The organism is Streptomyces sp. NPDC093221, from assembly GCF_044753885.1.
GTDB lineage: Bacteria > Actinomycetota > Actinomycetes > Streptomycetales > Streptomycetaceae > Actinacidiphila.
Window position 1 is genome coordinate 441,221 of sequence record NZ_JBIVOA010000005.1, and the last position, 25,821, is coordinate 467,041.

The 25,821-nt window shown below is 72.1% G+C and carries 24 protein-coding genes and 1 pseudogene; 10 read left to right on the top strand and 15 right to left on the bottom strand.

Translation table 11 applies throughout. The annotated features are described in order from the left end of the window. Positions 1-92 precede the first annotated feature (92 nt). Both ACIQCJ_RS22340 and ACIQCJ_RS22345 read right to left on the bottom strand, forming a co-directional pair. Entirely contained in the window at positions 93-908 is an 816-nt protein-coding gene (locus ACIQCJ_RS22340; protein ID WP_355344534.1) for a transglycosylase SLT domain-containing protein, read from the bottom strand. A gap of 300 nt (positions 909-1,208) precedes the next feature. Continuing rightward, entirely contained in the window at positions 1,209-2,684 is a 1,476-nt protein-coding gene (locus ACIQCJ_RS22345) for a DHA2 family efflux MFS transporter permease subunit (protein WP_391047476.1), read from the bottom strand. Between the two features lie 177 nt (positions 2,685-2,861). On the opposite strand from ACIQCJ_RS22345, the gene ACIQCJ_RS22350 reads away from it, so the two are divergent. Then, positions 2,862-3,905: an Lrp/AsnC family transcriptional regulator gene (locus ACIQCJ_RS22350; RefSeq protein ID WP_401715448.1), complete on the top strand. Its 1,044-nt coding sequence runs from the start codon at positions 2,862-2,864 to the stop codon at positions 3,903-3,905. 47 nt (positions 3,906-3,952) lie between these two features. Here ACIQCJ_RS22350 and era read toward each other — a convergent pair whose 3' ends face one another. Continuing rightward, a complete protein-coding gene (gene era, locus ACIQCJ_RS22355; RefSeq protein ID WP_355344525.1) occupies positions 3,953-4,894 on the bottom strand; it encodes a GTPase Era in 942 nt (313 codons plus the stop codon). A gap of 212 nt (positions 4,895-5,106) precedes the next feature. On the opposite strand from era, the gene ACIQCJ_RS22360 reads away from it, so the two are divergent. Further along, on the top strand, positions 5,107-6,432 hold the full coding sequence (locus ACIQCJ_RS22360; RefSeq protein ID WP_391047480.1) for an ammonium transporter: 1,326 nt from the start codon (positions 5,107-5,109) through the stop codon (positions 6,430-6,432). Then, the gene (locus tag ACIQCJ_RS22365) at positions 6,429-6,767 is read left to right on the top strand and encodes a P-II family nitrogen regulator (protein WP_355344523.1); all 339 of its coding nucleotides are present in this window, start codon (positions 6,429-6,431) and stop codon (positions 6,765-6,767) included. The genes ACIQCJ_RS22360 and ACIQCJ_RS22365 overlap by 4 nt, the downstream gene beginning before the upstream one ends. A gap of 68 nt (positions 6,768-6,835) precedes the next feature. Here ACIQCJ_RS22365 and ACIQCJ_RS22370 read toward each other — a convergent pair whose 3' ends face one another. Then, positions 6,836-7,186, bottom strand: a complete 351-nt coding sequence (locus ACIQCJ_RS22370) for a cytidine deaminase (RefSeq protein WP_355344520.1) — start codon at positions 7,184-7,186, stop codon at positions 6,836-6,838. 139 nt (positions 7,187-7,325) lie between these two features. On the opposite strand from ACIQCJ_RS22370, the gene ACIQCJ_RS22375 reads away from it, so the two are divergent. Then, positions 7,326-7,520, top strand: coding sequence for a hypothetical protein (locus tag ACIQCJ_RS22375; RefSeq protein WP_355344517.1), 195 nt, complete (start codon positions 7,326-7,328; stop codon positions 7,518-7,520). Between the two features lie 223 nt (positions 7,521-7,743). Here ACIQCJ_RS22375 and ACIQCJ_RS22380 read toward each other — a convergent pair whose 3' ends face one another. Then, positions 7,744-8,568 (bottom strand): helix-turn-helix transcriptional regulator, encoded by an 825-nt coding sequence (locus ACIQCJ_RS22380; protein ID WP_401715844.1) that lies wholly within the window; start codon positions 8,566-8,568, stop codon positions 7,744-7,746. 163 nt (positions 8,569-8,731) lie between these two features. Between ACIQCJ_RS22380 and ACIQCJ_RS22385 the strand changes: the two genes are divergently transcribed. Further along, positions 8,732-10,213 carry an MFS transporter gene (locus tag ACIQCJ_RS22385; protein ID WP_391047484.1) on the top strand — a complete coding sequence of 494 codons (1,482 nt, stop codon included), beginning with the start codon at positions 8,732-8,734 and terminating at the stop codon, positions 10,211-10,213. An 11-nt stretch (positions 10,214-10,224) separates the two neighbouring features. On the opposite strand, the gene ACIQCJ_RS22390 is transcribed toward ACIQCJ_RS22385, so the two are convergent. After that, complete coding sequence (locus ACIQCJ_RS22390) at positions 10,225-10,578, bottom strand: YybH family protein (RefSeq protein WP_402712303.1); 354 nt, start codon at positions 10,576-10,578, stop codon at positions 10,225-10,227. A gap of 107 nt (positions 10,579-10,685) precedes the next feature. Between ACIQCJ_RS22390 and ACIQCJ_RS22395 the strand changes: the two genes are divergently transcribed. Further along, a complete protein-coding gene (locus ACIQCJ_RS22395; protein ID WP_402712304.1) occupies positions 10,686-11,582 on the top strand; it encodes a LysR family transcriptional regulator in 897 nt (298 codons plus the stop codon). Between the two features lie 116 nt (positions 11,583-11,698). Here the strand turns inward: ACIQCJ_RS22395 and ACIQCJ_RS22400 are convergent, their stop codons facing one another. From ACIQCJ_RS22400 to ACIQCJ_RS22415, 4 genes are all read right to left on the bottom strand, one after another. Continuing rightward, positions 11,699-12,991: a CNNM domain-containing protein gene (locus tag ACIQCJ_RS22400; RefSeq protein ID WP_391047492.1), complete on the bottom strand. Its 1,293-nt coding sequence runs from the start codon at positions 12,989-12,991 to the stop codon at positions 11,699-11,701. 19 nt (positions 12,992-13,010) lie between these two features. Next, the gene (gene ybeY / locus ACIQCJ_RS22405) at positions 13,011-13,505 is read right to left on the bottom strand and encodes an rRNA maturation RNase YbeY (protein WP_355344834.1); all 495 of its coding nucleotides are present in this window, start codon (positions 13,503-13,505) and stop codon (positions 13,011-13,013) included. 13 nt (positions 13,506-13,518) lie between these two features. Next, positions 13,519-15,642, bottom strand: coding sequence for a PhoH family protein (locus ACIQCJ_RS22410; protein WP_402712305.1), 2,124 nt, complete (start codon positions 15,640-15,642; stop codon positions 13,519-13,521). Between the two features lie 207 nt (positions 15,643-15,849). Beyond that, complete coding sequence (locus tag ACIQCJ_RS22415; RefSeq protein ID WP_391047496.1) at positions 15,850-16,980, bottom strand: PfkB family carbohydrate kinase; 1,131 nt, start codon at positions 16,978-16,980, stop codon at positions 15,850-15,852. 153 nt (positions 16,981-17,133) lie between these two features. On the opposite strand from ACIQCJ_RS22415, the gene ACIQCJ_RS22420 reads away from it, so the two are divergent. Beyond that, the gene (locus ACIQCJ_RS22420) at positions 17,134-18,447 is read left to right on the top strand and encodes a 6-phospho-beta-glucosidase (protein ID WP_402712306.1); all 1,314 of its coding nucleotides are present in this window, start codon (positions 17,134-17,136) and stop codon (positions 18,445-18,447) included. A gap of 213 nt (positions 18,448-18,660) precedes the next feature. Continuing rightward, a complete protein-coding gene (locus tag ACIQCJ_RS22425; RefSeq protein ID WP_401304435.1) occupies positions 18,661-19,461 on the top strand; it encodes an HAD family acid phosphatase in 801 nt (266 codons plus the stop codon). 14 nt (positions 19,462-19,475) lie between these two features. Here ACIQCJ_RS22425 and ACIQCJ_RS22430 read toward each other — a convergent pair whose 3' ends face one another. Genes ACIQCJ_RS22430 through ACIQCJ_RS22440 form a run of 3 tightly spaced genes read right to left on the bottom strand, consistent with a single transcriptional unit; the run spans position 19,476 to position 21,791 of the window. After that, the gene (locus ACIQCJ_RS22430; protein WP_355344496.1) at positions 19,476-20,489 is read right to left on the bottom strand and encodes an adenosine deaminase; all 1,014 of its coding nucleotides are present in this window, start codon (positions 20,487-20,489) and stop codon (positions 19,476-19,478) included. Between the two features lie 29 nt (positions 20,490-20,518). Next, a complete protein-coding gene (locus ACIQCJ_RS22435; protein ID WP_391160282.1) occupies positions 20,519-21,424 on the bottom strand; it encodes a ribonuclease Z in 906 nt (301 codons plus the stop codon). A 10-nt stretch (positions 21,425-21,434) separates the two neighbouring features. Then, positions 21,435-21,791, bottom strand: coding sequence for a histidine triad nucleotide-binding protein (locus tag ACIQCJ_RS22440; protein WP_355344491.1), 357 nt, complete (start codon positions 21,789-21,791; stop codon positions 21,435-21,437). 618 nt (positions 21,792-22,409) lie between these two features. On the opposite strand from ACIQCJ_RS22440, the gene ACIQCJ_RS22445 reads away from it, so the two are divergent. Both ACIQCJ_RS22445 and ACIQCJ_RS22450 read left to right on the top strand, forming a co-directional pair. Continuing rightward, positions 22,410-23,435 (top strand): hypothetical protein, encoded by a 1,026-nt coding sequence (locus ACIQCJ_RS22445; protein WP_402712307.1) that lies wholly within the window; start codon positions 22,410-22,412, stop codon positions 23,433-23,435. A gap of 197 nt (positions 23,436-23,632) precedes the next feature. Continuing rightward, the gene (locus tag ACIQCJ_RS22450) at positions 23,633-24,187 is read left to right on the top strand and encodes a hypothetical protein (RefSeq protein ID WP_402712308.1); all 555 of its coding nucleotides are present in this window, start codon (positions 23,633-23,635) and stop codon (positions 24,185-24,187) included. A 6-nt stretch (positions 24,188-24,193) separates the two neighbouring features. Here ACIQCJ_RS22450 and ACIQCJ_RS22455 read toward each other — a convergent pair. Continuing rightward, positions 24,194-24,996 (bottom strand): annotated as a pseudogene (locus ACIQCJ_RS22455) (transposase); the annotation flags it as partial. Between the two features lie 154 nt (positions 24,997-25,150). Next, the gene (locus tag ACIQCJ_RS22460) at positions 25,151-25,678 is read right to left on the bottom strand and encodes an NUDIX domain-containing protein (RefSeq protein WP_402712309.1); all 528 of its coding nucleotides are present in this window, start codon (positions 25,676-25,678) and stop codon (positions 25,151-25,153) included. Positions 25,679-25,821 lie beyond the last annotated feature (143 nt).

Genomic DNA, 25,821 nt, shown 5'->3' on the forward strand with positions numbered 1-25,821 from the left:
CCGGACCGGCGGGCGCCGCTGACGCCGGAAGGGCGGCGGGGCCGTGGGGCCTCGCCGCCCCTCCGGGGTGCGGTGGGTGGTGAAGTGCGCGATCAGTACGCGGAATTCACGTTGTCCATCGAGCCGTAGCGGTCGGCCGCGTAGTTGCAGGCGGCGGTGATGTTGGCGACCGGGTCGTAGATGTCCCACGAAGTACCGGACACGTGGTAGGTCTTGAAGGTCGGGTCGATCACCTGGAGCAGGCCCTTGGAGGGAATGCCGTTCCGGGCATTGATGTCCCAGTTGTTGATGGCCTTCGGGTTACCGCTGGACTCGCGGATGATGTTCTTGTGAATCCCGTTGTAGCTGGCGGGAATTCCCTTGGAGTGCAGGATGTCCAGCGACTGCTTGATCCAGCCGTCGAGGTTGTTCGAGTAGGACTTGGCGGCGGCCTTCACGGGCGTGGCGGCGGCGGCCTTCTTCGGCGCGGCGACGGGGGCGCGCTTGGTCGAGCGGTTCGCGGCGGACTTCTGCTTCGCGCGGTCGGCGGCGTCGGCCGCGGCCTTCTTCTTGGCCGCCTCGGCGTCCGCCTTCTTCTTCGCGGCGTCGGCCTGCTTGGCGGCCTCGGCCTTCTTCGCCGCGTTGGCCTGGTCGGTCTTCTTCTGCGCGGCGTCCCTGATGGACTTCTGCGACGCGAGGCCGGTCTGCGCGTTCAGGTCCTTGACCTGCGTACCGGTGGAGACCGAGAACCCGGCCGGGTTGCTCGCCGCGGTCGCCGAACCGGCACCTGCGGTCGCTTCCAGACCGGTCACGGTCAGCACGACCGCGGCAGCGGCGACAGCGCCGGCGGCCGTGATCTTGTGCTTCTTCGGCATCCGGTTGAACGCGGTGAACGTAGGGAGCTTCTTCGGGATCGTGGGGAGCTGCATTCGGGAATTACCTCTTCCTCCGTAGCGGACCAGTGAATTGTTAGAGGCGGGCAATTCAGAGGTCAAAGACCCCGTCTACGGATTGCATTCGTAGACGGGGTCGGGAGGAGGCGTTTTCCCGTCAATACGGGAGGCGCGGTGTACTAAGCGGCTTCGTATGTGACCTGCGTCCTATCGAGGGGATCACAAAGGGGTGCCCCCTCTGTCGCGGTGCGTGAAAGAGGGGGCACTTTGTGTGTCCGTCATATGTGGCGCCGGTCACTCAAAAGCGGGTGAATCGGGTGAAGCGGTCGTCGGCCGTCATTTCAGGCCGGTGGCGACCTCCTCCACCGCGCTGACCTGGGGCTTTCCCTCAGCCTCGGCCGAGGCGTCACCGTCGGCGGCCGGAGCGGGAGCAGAGGCGGCAGCGGCGGGGCGGAGCGTGGCCAGGACGAGCACGGCTCCGGCCAGCGCGGCGACCGCCGCGTAAAGGGAAATGCGGTCCAGGCCCGAGGCGTATCCGGCCCGCAGCGAGCCGCCGCCCGCGGTCGTGTCGCGCAGCCGCGAGGTGAAGACGGCGCCGAATACCGCGATGCCGAGCGTCATTCCGAGCTGACGGAAGGTGTTGACGGCGGCGCCCGCCATGCCCGCGCGCTGCGGGGGCACGGCCTCCACGGCGGCCGAGACCAGGACGGGGGTGGCCAGCCCCGCGCCCACACCGACGATCGCCAGGCCCGCGAAGAGGGCGGACTGCCCGGACGAGGCGTGCACGGACAGCCACAGCGCCGCGCAGCCCGCCGCGATCAGGACGAGACCGCCGGCGATCGGCAGCCGGGGCGCGACGCGGTGCATGTGCCGGCCCGCGACGGCCGCGGCCAGGAAGGACGCCCCGGCCAGCGGCATCAGGGCCAGACCGCCGCGGATCGGGCTGAGGCCGAGGACGTTCTGGAGCCACAGCGAGAGGTAGACCAGGCCGCTGAAGGCCGCCGCCTGGTAGAGCAGGGCGCCGCCGAGCAGGCCGGAGAAGCTGGCACGGCGCAGCAGCGCCAGGTCGAGCATGGGGTGCGCGGACCTGGCCTCGGCGACGACGAAGCCGACGACGGCCAGGGCGGCGACCGCGAAGGCGGTCAGGGTCAGCGACTCGGTCCAGCCGTGCTCGCCGCCGCGGATCAGCGCGTACGTGAGCGAGGCCGCCGCGAGGGTGAAGGCGGCGGCGCCCGGCAGGTCCAGGCGTCCGGCGCCGCGCCGCCCGGCGGGCAGCACCTTCAGGGTGAGCGCGACGGCGACGACCGCGATCGGCAGGTTGACCAGGAAGATCGCCTGCCAGCCGAAGCCCTGGGTCAGCAGGCCGCCGAGGATGGGCCCGGCAGCGGCGGCGGCGCCGTTGACCGCGCCCCAGACGCCGAAGGCGGTGCCGCGGTCGCGGCCGTGGTAGGTCGCGGACACCAGCGCGGCCGAGGTGGCGAACATCGCGGCGCCGCCCACGCCCTGCACGGCCCGCGCGGTGATCAGCGCGGCGGTGTTCGGCGACAGGGCCGCCGCCAGCGAGGCGAGGGCGAAGACGACGAGCCCGGCCGCGTAGATCCGCCGGTGTCCGAAGAGGTCGGCGAGCGAGCCCGCCACCATCAGCAGGGCGGCGAGGGCGAGCGCGTAGATGTCCATCACCCACTGCAAGGAGGTGAAGGACGCGTCGAGGTCGGACGCCATGCTCGGCAGGGCGACGTTCACGATGGTGACGTCGACCAGCAGGATGAAGGCGCCCAGGCAGATCGCCACGAGGGGCAGCCATTTGCGCATGGGTGGAACTCCGTTCGGGAGCGGACCTCGCGGGCCTGGCGGACCTCATGGGGTCCGCGAGTCCGGCGGATCGTGCGAATCGTGGGGTGCAGCGGTTCCCACGATCCGTGACGGCCGGTCCGCGCCACAGTCAGCGACACCTTGGCGGCGGAATCCGACATCCTCTAGCCTTGCCCGATGGAATCCGACACGACATGGGACATGCTGGAGGGACTCGACGAGCTGGACCACCGGGTCGTGCACGCCCTCCAGATCGACGGCCGGGCGCCGTTCCGCCGGATCGGCGAGGTGCTCGGCGTCTCCGACCAGACCGTGGCCCGCCGCTACGGCCGCCTCCGCTCCAGCGGACTGCTGCGGGTGGTGGGCCTGACCGACCCGCACCGGATCGGTGTGACGCCGTGGTTCGTACGGGTGCGGTGCACGCCGGACGCGGCGGCCTCGGTCAGCGAGGCACTGGCCCGGCGTACCGACACCCGCTGGGTCAGCCTCATCTCGGGCGGCACCGAGATCTTCTGCCTGGTGCAGGCCGCGCTCCCCCAGGGGGACGACTCGCTGCTGCTCCAGAAGCTGCCGCGCACACCGCGCGTGGTGCAGGTGACCGCGCAGGCGATGCTGCACGTCTTCTTCGGGCAGGATCTGAGCCCGGTGACCAAGGCGGGCTGGCTGAGCCCGGACGAGGCGCGGGCGCTGGTCGTGGCGGACGCGCAGGCCCCGGCCCCGGAGAGCACGGCGCCGTATCCGCTGGCCCCCGACGACCAGCCGCTGCTCGACGCGCTCGCGGTGGACGGCCGGACGCCCGCCGCCGAACTGGCCGAGGTCACCGGCTGGTCGCAGACGACGGTACGGCGGCGCATGTCGGAACTGCGGGCGGCCGGGGTCCTCTACTACGACCTGGACTTCGACCGGCGCGCGCTCCAGCCCGCGCTGCGGACGGGGCTGTGGCTGGAGGTCGAGCCCGCCCGTCTGGCCGAGGTGGGGGCGGCGCTCGCCGCCCACCACGAGATCGCCTTCGCGGCGGCGACCACCGGCACGGCCAACGTCTACGCCTCCGTGAACTGCCAGGACGCCAGCGCGCTCTACCGCTATCTGACCGGGCCCGTCGCCGAGCTGCCCGGCATCCGGCGCACCGAGACCTCACCCCTGCACCGCACGATCAAGGGCGCGAGCCCCCTGCCCGCCCCCAGTGCCAGGACCCGCCTGGCGGACGCCGACCGCACCTGACCCGCCGCGGGCGGCCCACGGTCGGCGAACCGCGAGCCGGCCGCGGATCAGAAGCCGAGCTTGCGGAGCTGCTTCGGGTCGCGCTGCCAGTCCTTGGCGACCTTCACGTGGAGGTCGAGGAAGACCGGGGTGCCCAGCAGGGCCTCGATCTGGGTGCGGGACTTCATGCCGACCTCCTTCAGGCGGGCGCCCTTGGGGCCGATGATGATGCCCTTCTGGCTGGGCCGCTCGATGTAGAGGTTGGCGTGGATGTCGAGCAGCGGCCGGTTCTCGGGGCGGCCCTCGCGCGGCAGCATCTCCTCGACGACGACCGCGATGGAGTGCGGCAGTTCGTCGCGTACGCCTTCGAGCGCGGCCTCGCGGATCAGCTCGGCGACCATGACCTGCTCGGGCTCGTCGGTGAGGTCGCCCTCGGGGTAGAGCAGCGGGCCCTCCGGCAGCAGCGGCACCAGCAGGTCGGCCAGCAGCTCGACCTGGTCGCCGCCGGTCGCGGAGACCGGCACGATCTCGGCCCACTCGATGCCGATGTCGCGGCCGAGCTTGTCCACGGCGAGCAGCTGCTCGCGCAGCGTCTGTCCGTCGACCAGGTCGGTCTTGGTGACGATGGCGACCTTCGGCGTCTTCTTGATCCCGGCCAGCTCGCGCGCGATGAAGGTGTCGCCGGGGCCGAGCTTCTGGTCGGCGGGCAGGCAGAAGCCGATCACGTCGACCTCCGACCAGGTGGTGCGCACCACGTCGTTGAGCCGCTCGCCGAGCAGCGTGCGCGGCTTGTGCAGCCCCGGGGTGTCGACCAGCACGAGCTGGGCGTCCGGCCGGTGCACGATGCCGCGCACGGTGTGCCGGGTGGTCTGCGGCCGGTTGGAGGTGATCGCCACCTTCTGGCCGACCAGAGCGTTCGTGAGGGTGGACTTCCCGGCGTTGGGGCGGCCGACGAAACAGGCGAAACCGGACCGGTGCGGGGTGTCTGCGGGCTGGGTACGAGCGCTCATGCGCCCATTCTCCCCGAAGACGGGGGTGCCTGAGTCCGCCCCCGCCCGTACGGCACCCGCCGGGGCCCTTCTCCGGCGGCCCGCGGGTGACGGCACGGTGATCCGCCGGAAACCCTCGCGCAACACGAAACACGGCGGAAACACGTATGCCCACAACCGGAAATACGCGCCCGTGACGCTCTTCCCCAGCCGTCCATGGAAGGGACTCCCCCGTGCTGCTCCTGTCCGCCGGTCAACCCGCGGTCGACGCGGGCGACACCGCCTGGCTGCTGGCCGCCACCGCGCTGGTCCTGCTGATGACCCCCGGCCTCGCGCTCTTCTACGGCGGCATGGTCCGCAGCAAGAGCGTCCTCAACATGTTCATGATGAGTTTCGTGTCGATCGCGCTGGTCACCGTGGTCTGGCTGACCGCCGGTTACACCCTCGCCTTCGGCCCCGACGCCGGCGGCCTCGGCCTGATCGGCGGCCTGGACCACCTCGGGATGCACGGCATCACCCCGACGACCGTCACCGGCCATGTGCCGACCCTGCTCTTCGCCGCCTTCCAGCTCACCTTCGCGATCGTCACCGCCGCGCTGATCAGCGGCGCCGTCGCGGACCGCGCGCGGTTCGGCGCGTGGGTGGTGTTCGTCCTGGTGTGGACGCTGGCCGTATACGTACCCGTCGCGCACTGGGTGTTCGGCACCGGCGGGTGGATCGTCGGCGAACTGGGCGCGCTGGACTTCGCGGGCGGCACCGTCGTGGAGGTGTGCTCGGGCTCCTCCGGGCTCGCGCTGGCGATCGTGCTCGGGCCCCGGCTCGGCTTCCGCAAGGACTCGATGCGCCCGCACAACCTGCCGCTGGTGCTGCTCGGCGCGGGCCTGCTCTGGTTCGGCTGGTTCGGCTTCAACGCCGGGTCCGCGCTCGGCGCCAACGGCCTGGCCGCCGCCGCCTTCGTCAACACCCAGGCGGCGGGCTGCGCCGGGCTGCTCGGCTGGCTGCTGGTCGAGAAGCGCAGGGACGGGCACGCCACCACCCTGGGCGCCGCGTCCGGCGCGGTCGCCGGTCTCGTCGCCATCACCCCGTCCTGCGGCAGCGTCGACATGGTGGGCGCGCTGGTCGTCGGGCTCTGCGCCGGGGTGCTCTGCTCGTACGCCGTGAGCTGGAAGTTCCGCTGGGGCGTGGACGACTCGCTCGACGTGGTCGGCGTCCACCTCGTCGGCGGCGTGGTCGGCACCCTGCTCATCGGCCTGCTCGCCACCGCCACCATGACCGGCGGCCCCGAGGGCCTGCTGTACGGCGGCGGCCTCGGCCAGCTCGGCAGACAGGCGGTCGCGGTCGCGGCGGTCGGGGCGTACGCCTTCGCCGTGACGTACGGCATCGGGCGGGCGATCGACCGGCTGATGGGCTTCCGGGCGAGCGAGGAGGAGGAACGGACCGGCCTCGACCTGACCGTGCACGCCGAGACCGCCTACGATCACGGCGTACTGACGCACGGCACGTCGCTCCCCGCGCACAAGGCCGCTGCTCACGTCCCGGACAGGAGCACCCTCGGATGAAGCTGGTCACCGCGGTCATCAAGCCGTTCAAACTGGACGACGTGAAGACCGCACTCCAGGAGATGGGCGTGCACGGCCTCACCGTCACCGAGGCCAGCGGCTACGGGCGCCAGCGCGGCCACACCGAGGTCTACCGCGGCGCCGAGTACCGGGTCGACCTCGTCCCCAAGGCCCGGGTGGAGGTGCTGGTCGAGGACGCCGACGTCGAGGCCGTCATCGAGACGCTCGTGGCCGCGGCCCGCACCGGCAAGATCGGTGACGGCAAGGTGTGGGCGGTGCCGGTCGAGACGGCCGTACGGGTCAGGACCGGGGAGCGCGGACCCGACGCGCTCTAGCGTGCGTCCCGGCGCGCCGGACAGGCCCCAGGGCCTGTCCGGCGGATCACGAACGGCCCCTTCGACCCCTAGCCCGCGGTGACCGTGCTCCGGACCGTGCCGTCCGGGGCCGCGAGGATCACCGGCGTGGCCGGGCCGCCCAGGTCCCCGACGACGGCGCGGTCCCGGTCCGCGGCGGCGGTCTCCGCCGTGACCACGACGGCCGCCTCCAGCGAGGTCGCCCCGCTCGCCACCGCCATCGCCACCGCCGTCTGGAGCGCGCTGAGATTCAGCGACGCCAGCGCCACGGGGCCCGCCACATAGGTCCGGCCCATCTCGTCCCGTACCGCCGCGCCTTCCGGCGCGCCGTTACGGGCACGGACCGACCGGGCCAACGTGATGAGTTTCCGGTCTTCCGGGTCCACGGTCGCATCGCTCATGCGCCGACCTTATCCGCCGCCCCGCACGCGCCTTCGCGGAGGTGGCCCCCGGTGTCGTCACCCTGGGTGGCCGAAGATGCGCGGACAGCGAACCGCCCTTAGCGTGGGTCGTGCAGTCCTCCTCGTCTGAGGTGATTCGATGCTTCTGCACCTGCCCTTCGTCATCGTCCTCGCCGTCGCGGCCTTCTTCCTGAAGCGGAAGGGCTCGATGAAGGCGACCCACGCTCTCGTCTGCGGTGCCTTCGGGTTCTATCTGGCGGACACGAGCCTGGCCACGTCGATCCAGGCGGCCAGCGCCAACCTGGTCTCGATGATCGGCACCTTCGGCACCTGAGGTCCCGAGAGCCTGAGAGCCCGAGAGCCTGAGGTCCCGAGTGCCCGAGAGCCCGAGGTCCCGAGTGCCCGAGAGCCTGAGGTCCCGAGTGCCCGAGAGCCCGAGGTCCCGAGAGCCCGGGTGCCCGAGAGCCCGAGTGCCCGAGAGCCCGAGTGCCCGAGACCCCGGCGATCCGGACCCGTCCGGGGGACCCGCGGGCCCGGAAATCCTCAGGCCCCCGCGGTCAGCTCGCCCGCTCGTCCACCGAGCGGAACGACCCGCGCCGCTGCTCCGGTGACGCCAGCCACTGGAGCTTGGCGGCCGTTTCGGTGTCCGGCAGCGGATTGTGCATCACGATGGTGAGGTCGGGGCGGGCCGGGATGCGCAGTTGGGTGCTCTCGAAGTGGAGGTCGCCCACGAGCGGGTGGCTCAGCTCCTTGACGAGCTGGCCGCTGGGCTGGACGTCGCCGAGCGCCCACAGCTCGGCGAATTCCGTGCTGACCGCCGCCAGTTCGGAGACGATCCGGTGGAAGCCCTCGTCGTCCGGGTACTCCGAGGCGGCGGCACGGTACTGGGCGACGATGGTCGCCGCCAGCGTCGCGTGCCGGTCGGCGCGGCCCCGGTAGACGGGGTCAGTGAAGAAGCTGACCAGGCAGTTCGTGTCGCGCGCGGTGAAGGCGAAGGTCTGCCGGGCCGGCTCGTTGAACGCCAGGATGTTCCAGTAGGCGTCCATGATGTGCGCGGGGAACGGCGACCAGGACTCGATCAGCCGGTAGAGCCCCTCGCAGAAGTCGGCGTCGGGCACCGCTTCCGGCAGCGGCGGATTGAGCCCGGCGAGCACGTACAGATGGCGCCGCTCCGGACCGGTCAGGCGCAGCACGCGCGCGACCGCGTCGAGGACCTGCGGGGAGACGGTGATGTCGCGTCCCTGTTCGAGCCACTGGTACCAGGACGCGCCGACCCCGGCCAGCACGGCGACCTCCTCGCGGCGCAGCCCCGGTGTGCGGCGCCGGGCGCCGCCGTCCGGGAGTCCGGCCTGCGCGGGCGAGATCCGGGCCCTGCGGGCCATCAGGAAGTCCCGCAGTTCCCGGCGGCGGTGCGGCTTCGACGACAACGGCGCGGACACGGTCTGTTCCACTCGCTCCCCCTCGGCCTGCGGCCTGGCTGGTGGTCCGGCCACCAGCATAAAGGGCGGCTCCCCACCGGCCCGTGGATCGCCGGAAGGTGGTCGCATGGCAACCGACACCACCGCGTCCCCTTCGAGCACGTCCGCCTCGGGCCCCGGCACGGGCCCCGCCTCGGGCCCCGCCTCGGGCACGACGGGCGCCCTGCGCGCCCCGGCTCCCCAACACCTCGGCATCCGCGCCAAACTGGTGCTCCTCGTGCTCTGCGCCGCCCAGTTCATGATCTCCCTGGACTTCTCCATCCTGAACGTGTCGCTGCCCGTCCTCGGCTCCGACCTCGGTATGAGCAGGGCCAATCTCCAGTGGGCGGTGACCGCCTTCGCGCTGCCGTCCGGCGGATTCCTGCTGCTCTTCGGCCGGATCGCCGACCTGTACGGGCGGCGCCGGCTGTTCCTGACCGGTCTCGCGGTCTTCGCCGCCGCCTCACTGCTGGCCACCCTCGCCTGGAACCCGGCGGCCTTCCTGGCCGCGCGGGCCGTGCAGGGCCTGGGCGCGGCGGCCGTGGTGCCGACCGGCATGTCGCTGCTGACCACGACCTTCCCCGAAGGGCCGCTGCGGGAGCGGGCGTTGGGGATCAGCGGCACGCTGCTGTCGCTGGGCTTCACCATCGGCATGGTGATGGGCGGCACGCTCACCGACGCCTTCGGCTGGCGGTCCACGATGGCGCTGCTGGCCGCCGCGGGCGTCCTCGTCCTGGCCGCCGCGCCCGCGCTGCTCACCGAGTCGCGGCACCCGCGCCGCCCGCGGATCGACGTACCCGGCGCGGTCACCGTGACCGGCGGGCTGCTCGCGGTGATCTACGCGCTGTCCACGGCCGCGCAGCGCGGCTTCGGCGGCGCCGACGTGATCGCCGCCCTGGTGCTGGGCGTCGCGCTGCTGGCCGCCTTCGTGGCGGTGGAGTCGCGGGCCGCCGAGCCGCTGGTGTCGCTGCCGATGCTGCGCCGACGCACGGTGGCCTGGGGCAATCTGGCCGGGCTCGCCACCTTCTCGATGATGAGCACGGTGGTCTTCCTGCTCACCCTCTACCTCCAGGAGATCCGCGGCCTGTCGGCGTTCCGCACCGGCCTGGTCTTCGGTGTCCAGGGCGTGGCCGCGGCCGTCACGGGGATGACCGCGGCGCGGGTGATCGGCCGGATCGGCACCCGCGGCACGCTGCTGGCCGGTCTGGTCGTGCAGGGCGCGCTGACCGCCGTGCTGGTCCTGCTCGGCCCCGGCTCCTCCGGCACGTGGCTGGCGATGGCCGGGGTCACGCTGGCGTGCGTCGGCCACCTGTGGGTGATCGTCTCGTACGGGATCACCGCGACGTCCGGGCTGCCGGACCACGAACAGGGCCTGGCCACCGGACTGGTGACGAGCAGTCAGCAGATCGGTCTGACGGTCGGCATCCCGCTGCTCTCCGCGCTGGCGTCCAGCCGGGCGCACCTGCTGTCCGGTATCCACCTGGCGCTGGCGGTGGACGCGGCCGTACTGCTCGCGGTGGCGGTCATGGTCGCGGTGGGGCTCGGCCGCGGCCGTACCGCCGGGGTCTGAGCGGCCAGGGCTCAGCTCTCCGGGCGGTCCAGGACGCGCAGCCAGCGGCCGTCCGGCTGGCGGCGGGCGACCTGGACCCGGCCGCCCGTGCCGTCCTTCGGGCGGGTGGAGGTCAGCGCGAGGTCACCGCTGATCAGGGTGGGCAGCGGCTCCTCGACCTCGAAGACCGGCTTGGCGGCGAGCAGCCCCGCGTACAGCTCGCGCAGCGCCGCCGTGCCCCGCGACGGGCGGTCGATCGGGAAGGCGACCACCGCGTCCGGTTCGAAGAGCTCCAGAATCCCTTCCAGGTCACCGGAATTGACCCGCTCCACGAACAGCCGGGCGATGTCCTCCGGGTGGGTGGCGTAAGCGCGGTTCTCGGTCATGGTGTGGCGCTCCCTCGTGTGCTCCTCGGTTCCCCCGCTGTCCATTCTCGACGGCCCCCGTCCATAAGTCCAAGATCTGGATCTTCTGCGAGCTAGCATGTCCGGTTATGGAACTGCGGCAGCTCGAATACTTCGTGACGGTGGCCGACGAGGCGGGATTCACCCGGGCGGCGACCGCCTTGCACGTGGCGCAACCGGGGATCAGCGCGCAGGTCAGACAGCTCGAACGGGAGCTGGGGCAGCCGCTGTTCGACCGCTCGGGCCGTACCGTGCGGCTCACCGAGGCCGGGCGCGCGGTGCTGCCGTACGCGCGGGCCGCGCTCGACGCCGTCGCCGGGGCGCGGCTGGCGGCGCAGGAGCTGACCGGGCTGGTACGCGGCCGGGTCGCGATCGGCACCGTCACCTCGCTGGGCGCCGACATGGACGTGCCGGGGATGCTCGCCGGTTTCCACGACGCGTATCCGGGCGTGGAGATCACGCTCGGCGAGGACACCTCGGACCGGCTGCTGGCCGGGCTGCGCGCCGGGCGCTACGACCTGGCCTTCGCCGGGATCGCCGGGGAACCGCCCGAGGGCATCGGGACGCAGACGGTGATCGACGACGCGCTGGTGGCGGCCGTCGCGCCCGGCGACCCGCTGGCCGGGCGCCGGGCCATGCCCGTCAAGGCGCTCGACGGGCGGCCCCTGATCGTCCTGCCCACCGGCACCGGGCTGCGGGCCGCCGTCGACACCGCGTGCGCGGCGGCGGGCTTCACGCCCCGGATCGCCTTCGAGGCGGGCAACCCGGAAGTCCTCGCCGCCCTCGCGGAGCGCGGCCTCGGCGTCGCGCTCCTGCCGGCCGGTCTCGCCGCCTCACGCCCCGGCCTGCGCGTCCTGCCGCTGACCCGGCCCGCGGTCCGCTCCCGGCTGGCGCTGGCCTGGCGGGAGCACGCGGGCGCGTCCCCCGCCGCCAAGGCGTTCCTCGCCCACGCCCGCCGCTTCCTCGCCGAGCGCACCCGCCCCTGACCGGCCGACCGTCCTCAGGAGCCCGGGGGTCTCAGGGCCCGGGGGTTTCAGGAGCCCGGGGGTTTCAGGAGGCCGACCGTCCTCAGGAGCCCGGGGGTCTCAGGAGGCCGGGGGTCTCAGGAGGCCGGGACCTCCGCGACCGGGTCGACCCGGACGGTGTGGATACGGTTGCGGCGGCCCGCGGGCGCCTCGGCCGTCAGCCGCAGCGCGGCCGTACCGCGGTCGCCCGACCCGTCCTCCGGCAGCGGCACCACCGTGGTGGCACCGGGGATCGGGACCCGGCCGAGGGACTTGGCGAGCAGCCCGCCCACCGTCTCGACGTCGTCGTCGTCGAGTTCCACCCCGTACAGGTCACCGAGGTCGCCGATGTCCAGGCGGGCCGTGACGCGGTACGAGCCCTCGCCCAACTCCTCGACCGGGGGCGTCTCGCGGTCGTACTCGTCGGTGATCTCGCCGACGATCTCCTCCAGGATGTCCTCGATGGTGACGATCCCGGCGGTCCCGCCGTACTCGTCGATCACCACGGCCACGTGGTTGCGCTCCTGCTGCATCTCGCGCAGCAGGTCCCCGGCGTTCTTGGTGTCGGGCACGAAGGACGCGGGCCTGATCAGCGTCGAGACCGGCTCGGACTCCGACTCCCGGTTGATGTGCACCCGGCGCGCCAGGTCCTTGAGGTAGACGAAGCCGACGACGTCGTCCTCGCTCTCCCCGGTCACCGGGATACGGGAGAAGCCGCTGCGCAGCGCCAGCGTCATGGCCTGACGGATCGTCTTGAACCGTTCGATCATGACCAGTTCGGGCCGCGGCACCATCACCTCGCGGACGATGGTGTCGCCCAGTTCGAAGACCGAGTGCACCATGCGGCGCTCCTCGTCCTCGATCAGCGACTCGGACTCCGCGAGGTCCACCATCGCGCGCAGCTCGGCCTCGCTCGCGAACGGGCCGCGCTTGAAGCCCTTGCCGGGCGTCACCGCGTTGCCCAGCAGGATCAGCAGCCCCGGCACCGGGCCCATGACGCGGGCCAGCGGCAGCAGGACGTACGAGGCGGCGGTCGCGGTGTTCATCGGGTGCTGGCGGCCGATGGTGCGCGGTGAGACGCCGACGGCCACGTACGACACGAGCACCATGACGCCGATCGCGACGGCGAGGACTTCCCAGGTGCTGTCGAAGTGCCGGTCGCACACGACGGTGATCAGGACGGCCGCGGCCGTCTCGCAGCCGACCCGCAGCAGCAGGGCGACATTGAGGTAGCGGGTCGGGTCGGAGGCCACGGCCAGCAGATTGGCGGCGCCCTTGCGGCCGGAACGCAGCGCGTCCTCGGCGCGGAAGCGGGACACGCGGGCGATGGCGGTCTCGGCGCAGGCGGCGAGCCAGGCGACGACGACCAGGACAACAGCGGAGACGATCATGCGGAAGTCACCGTCGGCGTCAGTGGGTGGTGGGCGCGGGCGACGGGCCCTCGGCCCCTTGCTCGTCGCGCCAGCCGTCCAGAATGGCCTTCTGTAGACCGAACATCTCGGCCTTCTCGTCGGCTTCCTCGTGGTCGTAGCCCAGCAGGTGGAGGACGCCGTGGACGGTGAGCAGTTGCAGTTCCTCGTCCATGGAGTGCTTCGTCGGCGCCTCCTCCGCCTGCTTCTTGGCGACCTCGGGGCAGAGCACGATGTCGCCGAGCAGCCCCTGCGACGGCTCCTCGTCCTCTTTCCCCGGACGCAGCTCGTCCATCGGGAAGGACATGACATCCGTCGGCCCCGGCAGGTCCATCCACTGCATGTGGAGCTGCTCCATGGCGTCGGCGTCCACCACGATCACCGACAGTTCGGAGAGCGGGTGGATTCGCATGCGCTGAAGGGCGTAGCGGGCGGCGTCCAGGACCGCCCGCTCGTCGATCTCCCAGCCGGACTCGTTGTTGACGTCGATCGCCATGATGGTGAAGTGGTTACTTTCCGTTGGCACCGGTCGCGCCGGCGATGCTGTCGTCGTAGCGCTCGTAGGCGTCCACGATGCGTCCGACCAGCTTATGGCGCACCACGTCCGTGCTCGTCAGCCGGGAGAAGTGGATGTCCTCGATATCGGTGAGGATGTCCTGGATCTGCCGCAGCCCGCTCTTCGTCCCGTTCGGCAGGTCGACCTGCGTCACGTCACCGGTGATGACGATCTTCGAGTCGAAGCCGAGCCGGGTGAGGAACATCTTCATCTGCTCGGCGCTGGTGTTCTGCGCCTCGTCGAGGATGATGAACGCGTCATTGAGCGTGTTGTGCGTCAGCAGATAGTCCTCGGTGACGTAGAGCGAGTCGGCCGCCGCCACCTGGATGCACACCGCTTCCTCACGGCCCGCGGGCTCGATGCTGTCGATGAACCGCATGGGGCGGCCACCCCCGCCGGCCGCGTCATACGTGTCGCGCTTGCGGGCCAGCCGAAAGGGCTCGATGCCCTCGGGGAGCCGGATGTCGATGATGTGGGCGTCCCGGCGGTGCTGGATGTCCCGTCCCCCGGCCCTTCCGGGCTTCCGACCCTCGGCCGCACGTCGACGGGTGTACGCGACTCCGCCGAGCGACTGGACCAGCGCGATGACATCGTCCCTGAGCAGGATCGATGTCGTCGTGTACTGGATACGGCAGGTGCGATCCGACTGAGTGACCGGCCCTCCGTCGGAGTCCAGCAGACCCTGGAGCAGGGCCAGCCGGATCTCGGCGGAGTTGTTGAGATAACCGTCCGGCACGAACTTCGAGCCCGACGTGTTGCCGAGGAGGTCAAGGGTGCGCAGCGCCGCGGTCACCGGGTTCACGGTGGTGATGACATCGCCGGGTGTCCTGACACGGTTGAGCGTGTAGTCAGGCCCGCCCTTGTGCCGGACGGTCACGCCGGGCAACGCCGCTTCCAGAGCGGTGACGAGTTCCGGGTCGGCGGTGGCGAACGACGGTGTGGTGGAGCCGGTGAGGCACCCGTCTCCGAGCAGGAGACCGAGGGCGTACGGGTCCATCGGGACGTCGCGCTCCGGGAAGCACACCGGCGCCGTGAGCAACGGAAGCTCATACCGGCGGGCGTGGGCCGCGCGGAGGCTGCCGATCATCTCCTTGGTCTCCAGGACTCGCCACGGCTTGTCGCGGCGCTTGTCCGAAGCCGTCCTGACCGTCCACAAGTGGTCCCCGCAGGCCAGTGTCGAAGCCCCGTCCTGGGCCGTGACACGGTAGATGTCCTTCTCGCCCTGCGGGTAGACACCGAGAACCGGGGTCGGTTCGCCGTCGGATCCGACGACGAGGTCACCGACCTGGAGGTCGCCGATCGGACGCCAACCGTCCGGTGTCAGCACCTTCGTGAAGACCGGCTGCGCCCTGCCGCGCATGTATGCCAGCGGGGCGACCTCGATCGTGCCCGCTGCCATCAGGCGGGGGATGGAGTCGGCGTCGAGCATGTCGTGCAGGGCGTCGTAGAGCGGGCGCAGGTACGGGTCGATCTTCTCGTAGAGGGTGCCGGGCAGGAAGCCGAGGCGTTCGCCGGCCTCGACCGCGGGGCGGGTGAGGATGATCCGGCTGACCTGCTTGGACTGGAGGGCCTGGACGGCCTTGGCCATGGCCAGGTAGGTCTTGCCGGTGCCCGCGGGGCCGATGCCGAAGACGATGGTGTGGGTGTCGATCGCGTCCACGTACCGCTTCTGGTTGAGCGTCTTGGGGCGGATCGTGCGGCCGCGGCTGGACAGGATGTTCTGCGTGAGGACCTGGGCAGGCGTCTCCGCGTCCGGGTCGACCGCCGTGCCGTTGGCCCTGAGCATGGCGATGGAGCGTTCCACCCCGTCCTCGGTCATCGGCTGGCCGGTGCGCAGCACCAGCATCATCTCGTCGAAGAGCCGCTGGACCAGGGCCACCTCGGGGGCTTCGCCGACGGCGCTGATCTCGTTGCCTCGGACGTGGATGTCGACGGCCGGGAACGCCTGCTCGATCACGCGGAGGAGAGCGTCTCCCGATCCCAGGACGGTCACCATGGGGTGCTTGGCCGGTACGACGAAGTGGGCGCGCGCCTGCTGCGGCGGCTGCGGCTGCTGCTTGGTCGGTGTCTGAGTCATGGGCCGGCGCTAGGGCCTGCTCATCCCGCTTTCTGCTGATCGGCAGGCCCGGAGGGGCCTGGGGGTTCCAAGCGTACGACGCCGCGCCGCGCCCGCCGAGGGGATTTGGCGGTGTGCCCGCGGCGGAAGGGGCACGGGGAGCCGCGTGGGCAGGGGCGCGGGCGAGGGTCCGGGCGGGGGCGCGGGGAGCGGCCCGCGGGCCGGGGCTCAGGCGGGGCGGAAGCCGACGGTGGGGACGGCGCGGCGCAGCGGCCAGGGCCGGGGGTCGGTGGGCAGCAGGGCGTCGAGGAAGGCGTAGCGGCCGAGCGGGGAGGCGGGGTCGCAGGGGCCCGGGTCCGCGGCGGCCCGCGCCCGCGCCTTCGTCTGCTGCCACCAGGCGGCGATCTCGGCCCAGCCGGGCGCGGACAGCGAGCCGCCGAACTCCTGCACGGACAGCGCCGCGCACAGCGACGCGAAGGCCAGCCGGTCGGCCAGCGGCCAGGCGGCGAGCGTGCCGGTCACGAATCCGGCGACGAAGACGTCGCCCGCGCCCGTGGGGTCCAGGGCCTCCACGATCAGGGCGGGCACCTCGGCCGTCTCTCCGCTGCCGGAGTCCACGGCGAAGGCGCCCTCGGAGCCGAGGGTCACCACCGCGAGCGGCACCCGTTCGGCCAGGGCCCTGGCGGCCTCGCGCGGGCAGGCCGTCCGGGTGTACCGCATGGCCTCCTCGGCGTTCGGCAGAAACGCGGCGCAGTGCCGTAGCCCATCCAGGTCTGCCGGGTCCCAGCGGCCGGTCTCGTCCCAGCCGACGTCCGCGAAGACCTTCGTCCCCGAGGCGGCCGCGGCCCCGATCCACTCCTGGTCCCGCTCCTGGTCGCCCGCCCTGCCGTGGTGCCCGAGCGATGCCACCGCCGCCCGCGCGGGCGGCGGGCAGGCGGGCACCGACTCCTGCGCGGGCGGCGCCTCGTGCCCGTGGCTGACCATCGTCCGCTCGCCCTCGTACGCCATCGACACCGTCACCGGCGAGTGCCAGCCGGGGATGCGCCGCGACGGCGCCAGGTCGATGCCCTCGCCCGACGACAGGCTGTCCCAGCAGTAGTCGCCGTACACGTCGTCCCCGAACGCCGCCGCCAGCGTCGTCCGCAGCCCGAGCCTCGCCAGCGCCGTCGCCATGTTCGCGATCCCGCCGGGGCTCGAACCCATCCCCCGCGCCCACGACTCGGTGCCGCGTACGGGCGCGCTGTCCAGTCCCGTGAAGATGATGTCCAGGAACACGGTGCCGGTCAGGTAGACGTCGGTCGCCGGGTCGCCCGCCGCGCGGAGCGTGCCGAGGGGGTCGAGAACGGGCATGTCGTCCATCCCGTCACTGTGCCACGGCGTCCGCGCCCGGGGCTGCACGTACCGCCACCTGATGTCGGTTGACGCACCGCGGGGCCGGTGGGCGCGGCGAGCCCCCGCCGGGGGAAGATCCGGGGGACGACATCAGCCAGGCAGGACGGAAGGTCACCGCGCATGCGCCTGACGATTCTGGGAGGCGGCGGCTTCCGCGTCCCCCTCGTGTACCGAGCCCTGCTCGACGACCCCACGGTCAGTGACGTCGTGCTGTACGACACGGACCCGCGGCGGCTGCGGGTGATCACGGCGGTGCTGGCGACGATGCCGGGCGGGCCGCCGGTGCGGGCGACGACGGACCTGGACGACGCCCTGCGCGGAGCGCGGTTCGTCTTCTCGGCGATCCGCGTCGGCGGCACCGCGGGCCGCGTCTCGGACGAGCGGGTGCCGCTGGCCGAGGGCGTGCTGGGCCAGGAGACGGTCGGCGCGGGCGGGGTGCTGTACGGGCTGCGGACGCTGCCGGTCGCGACGGCGGTGGCGGAACGGGTCAAGGCGGTGGCGCCGGACGCGTGGGTCATCAACTTCACGAATCCGGCCGGGATGGTGACCGAGGCGATGAGCCGGGTGCTGGGCCCGCGGGTGATCGGGATCTGCGACTCGCCGGTGGGGCTGGTGCGGCGGGCGGCGCGGGCGGCGGGCGCGGACCCGGACGGACCGGGCTTCGGCTACGACTACGTGGGCCTCAACCACCTCGGCTGGCTGCGGAAGTTGACGGTCGACGGTACGGACCTGCTGCCGGGCCTGCTGGCCGACCCGGCGGCACTCGGCACCTTCGAGGAGGGCCGGCTCTTCGGCCCCGAGTGGCTGGTCGCGCTGGGCTCGCTGCCCAACGAGTATCTGCACTACTACTACTTCCGGCGCGAGTCGCTGGCCGCGGTGCGCGCCGCGGACGCCACGCGCGGTGAGTTCCTGGACCGGCAGCAGGGCGCGTTCTTCGTCGCGGCCGATGAACAGCCGGGCCGGGCAAAGGAGTTGTGGGAGCGGACCCGGCGGGAGCGCGAGGAGACGTACATGGCGGACAGCCGTGCCGCGTCCGGCGGTTGGGAGCGCGACCCGCACGATCTGGACGGCGGCGGTTACGACCGGGTGGCGCTCGCGCTGATGCGGGCCATCGCGCGGGACGAGCGGACGACGCTGATCCTCAATGTGCCGGGCGGCGGGGCGGTGCCGTTCCTCGACCCGGAGGCCGTGGTCGAAGTGCCGTGCGAGGTCGGGGCGTTCGGGGCGAGGCCGCTGCCGGTGGCGGCGCCGGACGAGCACCAGGCGGGGCTGATGCTGGAGCTGAAGGCCGTGGAGCGGGCGGCGATCGAGGCGGCGGCCACCGGTTCGCGCCGGGCCGCGCTGCGGGCGCTCGCGCTGCACCCGCTGGTGGACTCCCCGGCGGTCGCGGCGCGAATCCTGGCGGCGGCGCTCCCCGACGACGGCCGACGCTGACGGGCGGGCGCCCGGCCGGCCCCATCCGGGCCGCCCGGCCGATCCGGCCGATCCGGCCCGCCCGGCGCAACGGCCTCTGAACTGCGGGTTAACTCAAGGGAAACGAGTTGACGGAACCCGCGCTCGGTGCCACGCGCGTAGACCTCCCTTGACCAGCCAGGATCGACGGGTCTAGGTTCACCGGCACCAACCGAGCGTTGAAGGAGCACCGTCATGCCCCGAGCCCGACTCTCCGCCCGCACCCGCACCTTGGCCGTCGCCGTGGTCGCGGCGTCGCTGGGCGCCACGGTCTACGGAGTCGGCGTCGCCGGCGCCCACGATTCCGTGCCGCGCAGCGACAAGCAGATCCCCAACCTCACCGACGTGGTCAGTGAGATCAAGGCGTACTACGGCGACACCGTGGACGCCTCGGGCGAGCACTTCGCGTCGCCGAGCAGCAACTACGCCAAGCAGGTCGCGGGCATCGAGGCCAAGGCCAAGCAGTATCTGGCCCACGAGGTCGGCCACGGAGGCCACGGCGGCCACGCGGCCAAGCCCGCCATCGTGCTGGACGTCGACGACACCAGCCTGAACACGTACAACTACGAGCTGGAGGTGGGCTTCGCCTACACGCCCGCCAGCAACTCGGCGTACATCGCGAACAAGAACATGGACGCCGTCTTCGGCATGGAGAAGCTGACCAACTGGGCGGCGGACCAGGGCATCACGGTCTTCTGGGTCACCGGCCGCCCGGAGGCCCAGCGCGCCGACACCGTACGGAATCTGGCCGCCGTCGGCTACAAGCCGGCCGCCGACGCCGCGCACCTCTACCTGAAGAACGCGGCCAGCCCGCCGTCGTACCTGCCGTGCGGCTCGACGTGCACGACCATCGAGTACAAGTCCGGTACCCGCAAGCACATCGAGTCGCTCGGCTACAACATCGTCGGCAACTTCGGCGACCAGTACAGCGACCTGACCGGCGGCTACGCGGACAAGTCCTTCAAGCTGCCGAACCCGATGTACTTCCTGCCGTAGGACGCGAAGAGGCGTCAGCCGAACGCGTACGCCTCCACCTCGGCCAGGCACGCCGCCCTGCGCGGCTCGTCGTGGTCGAGGAAGGCGGCGAGGAACGAATTGCGGGCCAGGGTGCGCTCGTCCTCCTCGGTGAGAGCGAGGGCGGCGCGCACCGCCGCGAAGTTGTCGTCCGCGTAGCCGCCGAAGTAGGCGGGGTCGTCGGAGTTGACGGTGACGCGCAGGCCCTCCGCGAGCATGCGCGGCAGCGGGTGGGCGGCCAGTGAACCGACGCAGCGCAGCCGGACGTTGGACAGCGGGCAGACCGTCAGCGGCACCTGTTCGCGGACCAGCCTGGCCACCAGCGCCGGGTCCTCAAGGCAGCGGATGCCATGGTCGATCCGCTCCACGCCCAGCACGTCGAGGGCCTCGCCGATGTACGCGGGCGGCCCCTCCTCCCCCGCGTGCGCGACCCGCCGCAGCCCGGCCGCCGCAGCCCGCTCGTACACCTCGCGGAACTTCGCGGGCGGGTGCCCGACCTCCGCCGAGTCCAGGCCGACGCCGGTGATGAGGCCGGGGCCGGCGCCCGAGCCGAAGTACGGGCGCGCCGCCTCGAAGGTGTCCAGCGCCGACCGCTCGGACTCGTCCCGCAGGAAGCACATGATCAGGCCGCCGCTGATCCCGTGCCGCCGCCCCTCGCGCTCCAGCGCCCCGGCCAGGCCCTCCACGACCGTCCCGATCGGCACCCCGCGCGCGATGTGCGCCTGCGGGTCGAAGAACACCTCCGCGTGCCGTACGCCCTGCTCCGCCGCCCGCGCCAGATACGCGCCCATCAGCTCGGCGAAGTCCTCCTCCGTGCGCAGGACGGCCATCAGCGCGTAGTACAGGTCGAGGAAGGACTGGAGGTCGGTGAAGGAGTACGCCTGCCGCAGCGCCTGGGCCGTCGGGTACGGCAGCGCGACCCGGTTGCGCGCGGCGAGCTCGAAGGCCAGCTCGGGCTCCAGGGTGCCCTCGATGTGCAGGTGCAGTTCGGCCTTGGGGATGGGGGGCATGGCGGGGTTCGCTTTCAGGGGGTTCGGGCTCAGCGGCGGCGCGGGACCGGGACGCGGATCAGGTCGTGGGCGACGGTCAGCTCGCCCTGGTAACCGGCCGTCCTCGCCTGCCGTTCGAAGACGGCCGGATCGCCGTAGCGCTGCGAGAAGTGGGTGAGGACGAGGTGCCGTACGCCCGCGTCCCGTGCGACGGCGGCGGCCTGACCGGCCGTCAGATGGCCGTAGTCGGCGGCCAGTCCCGCGTCCTCGTCCAGGAAGGTCGACTCGATGACCAGCAGGTCGCAGCCCTCGGCGAGGGCGTGGACCCCGTCGCACAGCCGGGTGTCCATGACGAAGGCGAAGCGCTGGCCGCGCCGCACCTCGCTGACCTGGTCGAGCGTGACGCCGTTGAGACCGCCGTCGCGTTGCAGCCGGGCGATGTCGGGACCCGCGACACCGTGCTCGGCCAGCCGCTCGGGGAGCATCCGGCGGCCGTCGGGTTCGACGAGCCGGTAGCCGTACGACTCGACCGGGTGGGAGAGCCGGCGCGCCTCCAGCGTGAAGGCGGGGGTCGTGGCGAGCACCCCGTCGGCCGCGACCGGTGCCTCGCGCAGGTCGGCGGCCTCGTGGTAGGCGGTGGCGTACCGCAGCCGCTCGAAGAAGCGCTGCCCACTGGCCGGGTAGTGCGCGGTGACCGGGTGCGGGACGCGGTCGAGGCTGATCCGCTGGAGCACACCCGCCAGGCCCAGCGAGTGGTCGCCGTGGAAGTGCGTGACGCAGATCCGGGTGAGGTCGTGCGCCGCGACGCCCGCGTGCAGCATCTGCCGCTGGGTGCCCTCGCCGGGATCGAAGAGGATCGCCTCGCCGTCCCAGCGCAGGACGTACCCGTTGTGATTGCGGTGCCGGGTCGGCACCTGGCTGGCGGTGCCGAGGACGACCAGTTCGCGTACCGACAAAGGCCGGACCTCAGACCAGCCGCTGGAGGTCGCGCCCGCCGAGCACGTGGGCGTGCGCGTGGAAGACGGTCTGTCCGGCGCCGGGGCCGGTGTTGAAGACGATCCGGTAGCCCGTCGTGTCGACCTTCTCCTGCGCCGCGACCTCGCCCGCCTCGCGCAGCACGTCGGCGGCCACCAGGGGTTCGGCCGCCGCCAGGGCGGCGCCGTCCGGGTAGTGCACGCGGGGGATCACCAGGACGTGGGTCGGGGCCTGGGGGCTGATGTCGCGGAAGGCGACGGTGGTCTCGGTCTCACGCACGATCGTCGCGGGGATTTCGCCGGCCACGATCTTGCAGAACAGGCAGTTGGCCTGCGGCTCTCCCGCCATGGTGGCGGCCCCCTTTTCGTACGGATACGGGTCGTGTGCATGCTATCCGCCGCTTGTGGGTCGCCGCTGTGCGGCTTGTCTTTCCCGCCCGCCCGCCCACCCGTGCGGGTGCTTTCTTCGTCTGCGGGTGCCGCCCGTGCCTGGTCGGTCCCGGCCCGGGGCACCTCCTCGGGCGACGAACCTGCGGCCACCTCCACTCGCTTCTGCCCTTGCCCGTTCGTCCCCCTGCGGGGGCACCCCGCACCGACCCCTCCGGTCCATCGGCGCCCGCCTGCCGGTGGGGGTTGCCGGGGAGGGGGGTGGGCTCGGGTACGTCGGCGTCCCACGGTCCGGTGGGGGTGGGCCGAGGGGGTGGGTGGGATCCCGAGCTCTGTGGATGCAGCTCCCGGCCGGGTTTGCGGCGCGCCAAGGTATCTCATAGCACCCGAATGGAAGTGGTACGTGGCGACGAATCACGCGCGTGGACGGACAGCCACGCGGCGATCGTGGACCTGTTCGCGGGCCATCTTCCGGCGGCGGACCGGCGGTAGGGCTTCTCCCGGGTGGCGCCCGTGCCGGAGCTCTTCGTGGGGCGGGCCACGAAGGCCATTGTCAGAGGAGATTGGCAAGATTGCGGCCATGAATGTCACTCCCGTCACTCCGCCACGGCCGATCGACGTTGTCGCGGTCTTTCCCGAACTGGCCCCACTGGCCCGCACGGCGACCCGCCTGCACCCCCGTCCCGGTGCGCCGACGCGGCACGACAGCTCGATCGGCGGGCCGCTGCTGTGGCCCGCCGACGAGCCGTGGCCGTACTGCGAGGAACCGCATGTGGTGGACGGCGTCAACCCGGTCCGGTCCCCAGCGGATCTGCGGCAGGAACGCCGGATCTTCGCCGGCGCGTACGGCCGGGACCTGAACGCCGAGGAACGGGAAGCCCTTGAACGGATCCGGCCCCCTCGGACGCGTCCAGTGTGGCTGGCGGTCCAGTCGTACGACGGCCCCATAGAGATGCTGCCCGTCGCGCAACTGTACGCACGCGACGTGCCCGATCTGCGGCCGCCGGAGGGCAAGGACCTTCTGCAGGTGCTGTGGTGCCCCTTCGATCATCCGATCATGCCCAGGACCCTGCTCGTCTGGCGTTCGGCAGCCGCTGTCACCGACGTCCTCGACACGCCCCCCGAGCCGCCCGCAGTGCAGTTCGACGGCTATCTGCCGGAGCCGTGCGTGCTCGAACCGGAGCAGATCACCGAGTATCCCGACCATCTGGAGCTGAGCGAAGAACTGCGGGAGCGGATCAGGCAGTGGGACGTGCCGCAGGCGGCGGAGGAGGACATGGACCCGGACACGTACTACGACTGCGCGCTGTCCAACGCACCCGGCTGGAAGGTCGGCGGCTGGCCCGCCTGGGACTCCACCGACCCCGACCCGGAACGCTGCTCCGAGTGCGGTACTCGTATGGAGGTTCTGATGACCGTCGCCACGTTCGAGGAAGGGGACGACGCCGGGAACAGCTGGTCTCCGCACCCCCACCCCGGTGCCGGACCGTACCCGGGCCACCGCGGCTACAACGCGACCGGGGTCCAGATAGGCAGCGGCTACCGGCAGCATCTGTTCGTCTGCACGGCGAATGCCGAACATCCGCACATCGAGTTGATGACGTAGCCCGCCCGCAGCGTGCTGCCGGTGCGTCACCGCGGGGGCATACCAAGCGGGCCCCGTAATGGCAGGCTGCGGTCGTGAGAATCGCGAGAGACGACCAGCCAAGGCCGCTGTCGACATGCTGGCTCTACTGGATCGCCGTACCGACCGGGGACCAAGCGGGAGTCATTGCGTCCCTGGGCCTCACCCGGCCCGTACCCGTGACGTTCGCCGAGGCCGAGGCTGTCATCGACGAGGACGGCCACGGAGAGGCCGAGGACAATCCGGACGGACTGGCCCGGGTCTACGTGAGCCCCGAGATCGAGGGATGGACTCTGGTGATCGGCCCGTGGTGCGATCCGTGCAACACCGACAGAAGTGACGAGGTCCTGCGCCTGTGCGTCGACCTCAGCTCCCGCTACGGAGGGGCGCAGGCGTACTACTTCGGTACACAGAACGACGGCTCGGCCTGGCTGATCGCAGAGCACGGGGTGGTGGTGCGGCGCTACTGCGAGACCGGCCAGGTCGACGACGGACTCCTCACACTGGGGGAACCGCTTGTGCAGGAACGGGCGGAGCGGGAGCGGATGGGTCTGCCGCCCGTCTGGGAGGAGAGCGCGCGCAACGGTGATGCCGAGGAGGAGTGGAAGTGGCGTGCCTTCGACATGGCCGACGAGATCGCCTCGGCCCTGGGCGTCAATCCGCTCACGCTGACTGAGTCGATGCGCGTGCACGGCGTCGGTGTTCTTGCGGAGACACCTGCTCCAGTGCGCTGAGCGAGTTCAGCATTTCGCCGCGGTCCTTCTCCGTTTGGTGCCCTTCTCGTGGTGGGCAGGGCGGGCGTACGCCTCGCCGGTGGCCAGGACTCTGCCCACCTCGTAGCGGGCGGCGGGCCGCTGGTTCTTCGATCCCAGAGACAGGCCGGGCCCGGGGCGGGTGGGTTTCGGCGCCCGCGCTGGCGAGGGGGACTTCGTGCGGAGGTTCGGAACCAGCGTCGGACGCGGGCGGGGGTGAGCTTGTTCGGTTCCGCCGGCTTCTCCCAGGGGTGGCGGAGGTCGGCGACGAGCGGGCGGGCGAGGCGGAGCTGGCTGTGGGCGGCGATCACCAGCCAGGTCCAGCGGTCGGCCGCCGCCGAGTCGCGCAGGCGCGGACGCGTCCAGCCGAGCGTCTGCTTGAGCAGGCGGAACGTGTGCTCCAGGTCGAACCTCCGCAGGAACGACTGCCAGCAGCGGTCCACGTCGTTCGGGGCGGCGCCGGTGCGCGACCACCAGAGCCAGACCGGCCAGTTCACCCCGCCGCCGGGCAGCTCCTCGACGGCCAGCCGGATCACCGTGCCTTCGAGGAGCGGCAGCTCGCCGTCGTGGTCCAGCCAGGCCGCACGGCGGGTCAGGCGCGGGTGGAGGCGGTCCCAGGCCCGGGCGATGGCCGTGCCGTAGCGGCGGGTGGAGGTGGTGGTGACCGCTTGCTCATCACCCCAGGTGGCGGGGTTACCGAAGACGAACTCGCCACCGTGCTTGGGCGGCCGACCGCCGGCCGGGTTCGCCGCCGCGAACGCGTTCCTTCCACGACGGTCGGTAGACGAACGTGGGCACATCCTGAAGGTGCCCCACCGGCCCATGCCTGCGTTTCGTCACTCGGTAAGGCCCATTTCGTCGGTACCTCTGGGTGGGGTCCGGGCCCTGCGCGACTGGCCGTCCGCCCAGGGCAGGCGAGGGGTGCGGGCGGGGAGGGGTGGAGGGTTATGAGGGAGGACGGGGAACGGGTGGGGGTGTCGGGGGCCAGCCGTGGAGGGAGATGGCCAGGCCGCCGTCGAGGTAGGAGCGGAGGGCGAGGTCGGTGGACGGGACCATGGGGGTGGGGAGGTCGGTGACGGGCGTCCAGCGGACCTGGCTGTGCTTGCCGGGCTCGCGGTTCTCCGGCTGGCCGTGCCAGGTGCGGGTGGCGAAGACCACGGTGAGGAATCCGGCCGGGGACTCCACTCCCCACGCGCCGTGCACGACGTGAGCGAGGGTCAGGTCGCCGGGGTCGACGGTGAGGCCGGTCTCCTCGTGCAGCTCCCGGACGGCCGTGGCGGTGACCGGCTCCCCCGGGTCGCTCTTGCCGACCGGGAGGTCCCACATGCCCTGGCCGAATTTGGACCGCTCACCGCGCTGGAGCAGCAGGACCCGGTCGGCAACGGTGTCGTGGACGATGACGGCCGCGACGAGCAACGTCATGGAGTCGACAGCGGGCGGCAGCGCCGGGGGTCGGTCTCCAGGCTGGGACATCGAGGTTCCCTTCGTACGGACCGGCACGGACAGATGAGGCATGCGGGGACCTCGGGTCCTCCCCTCCTGGGCCCCCCTCCCCCGGCAACCCCCACCGGACAGGCGGACGCCGACGGACCGGGAGGGGACGGGCCGGGGTGCCC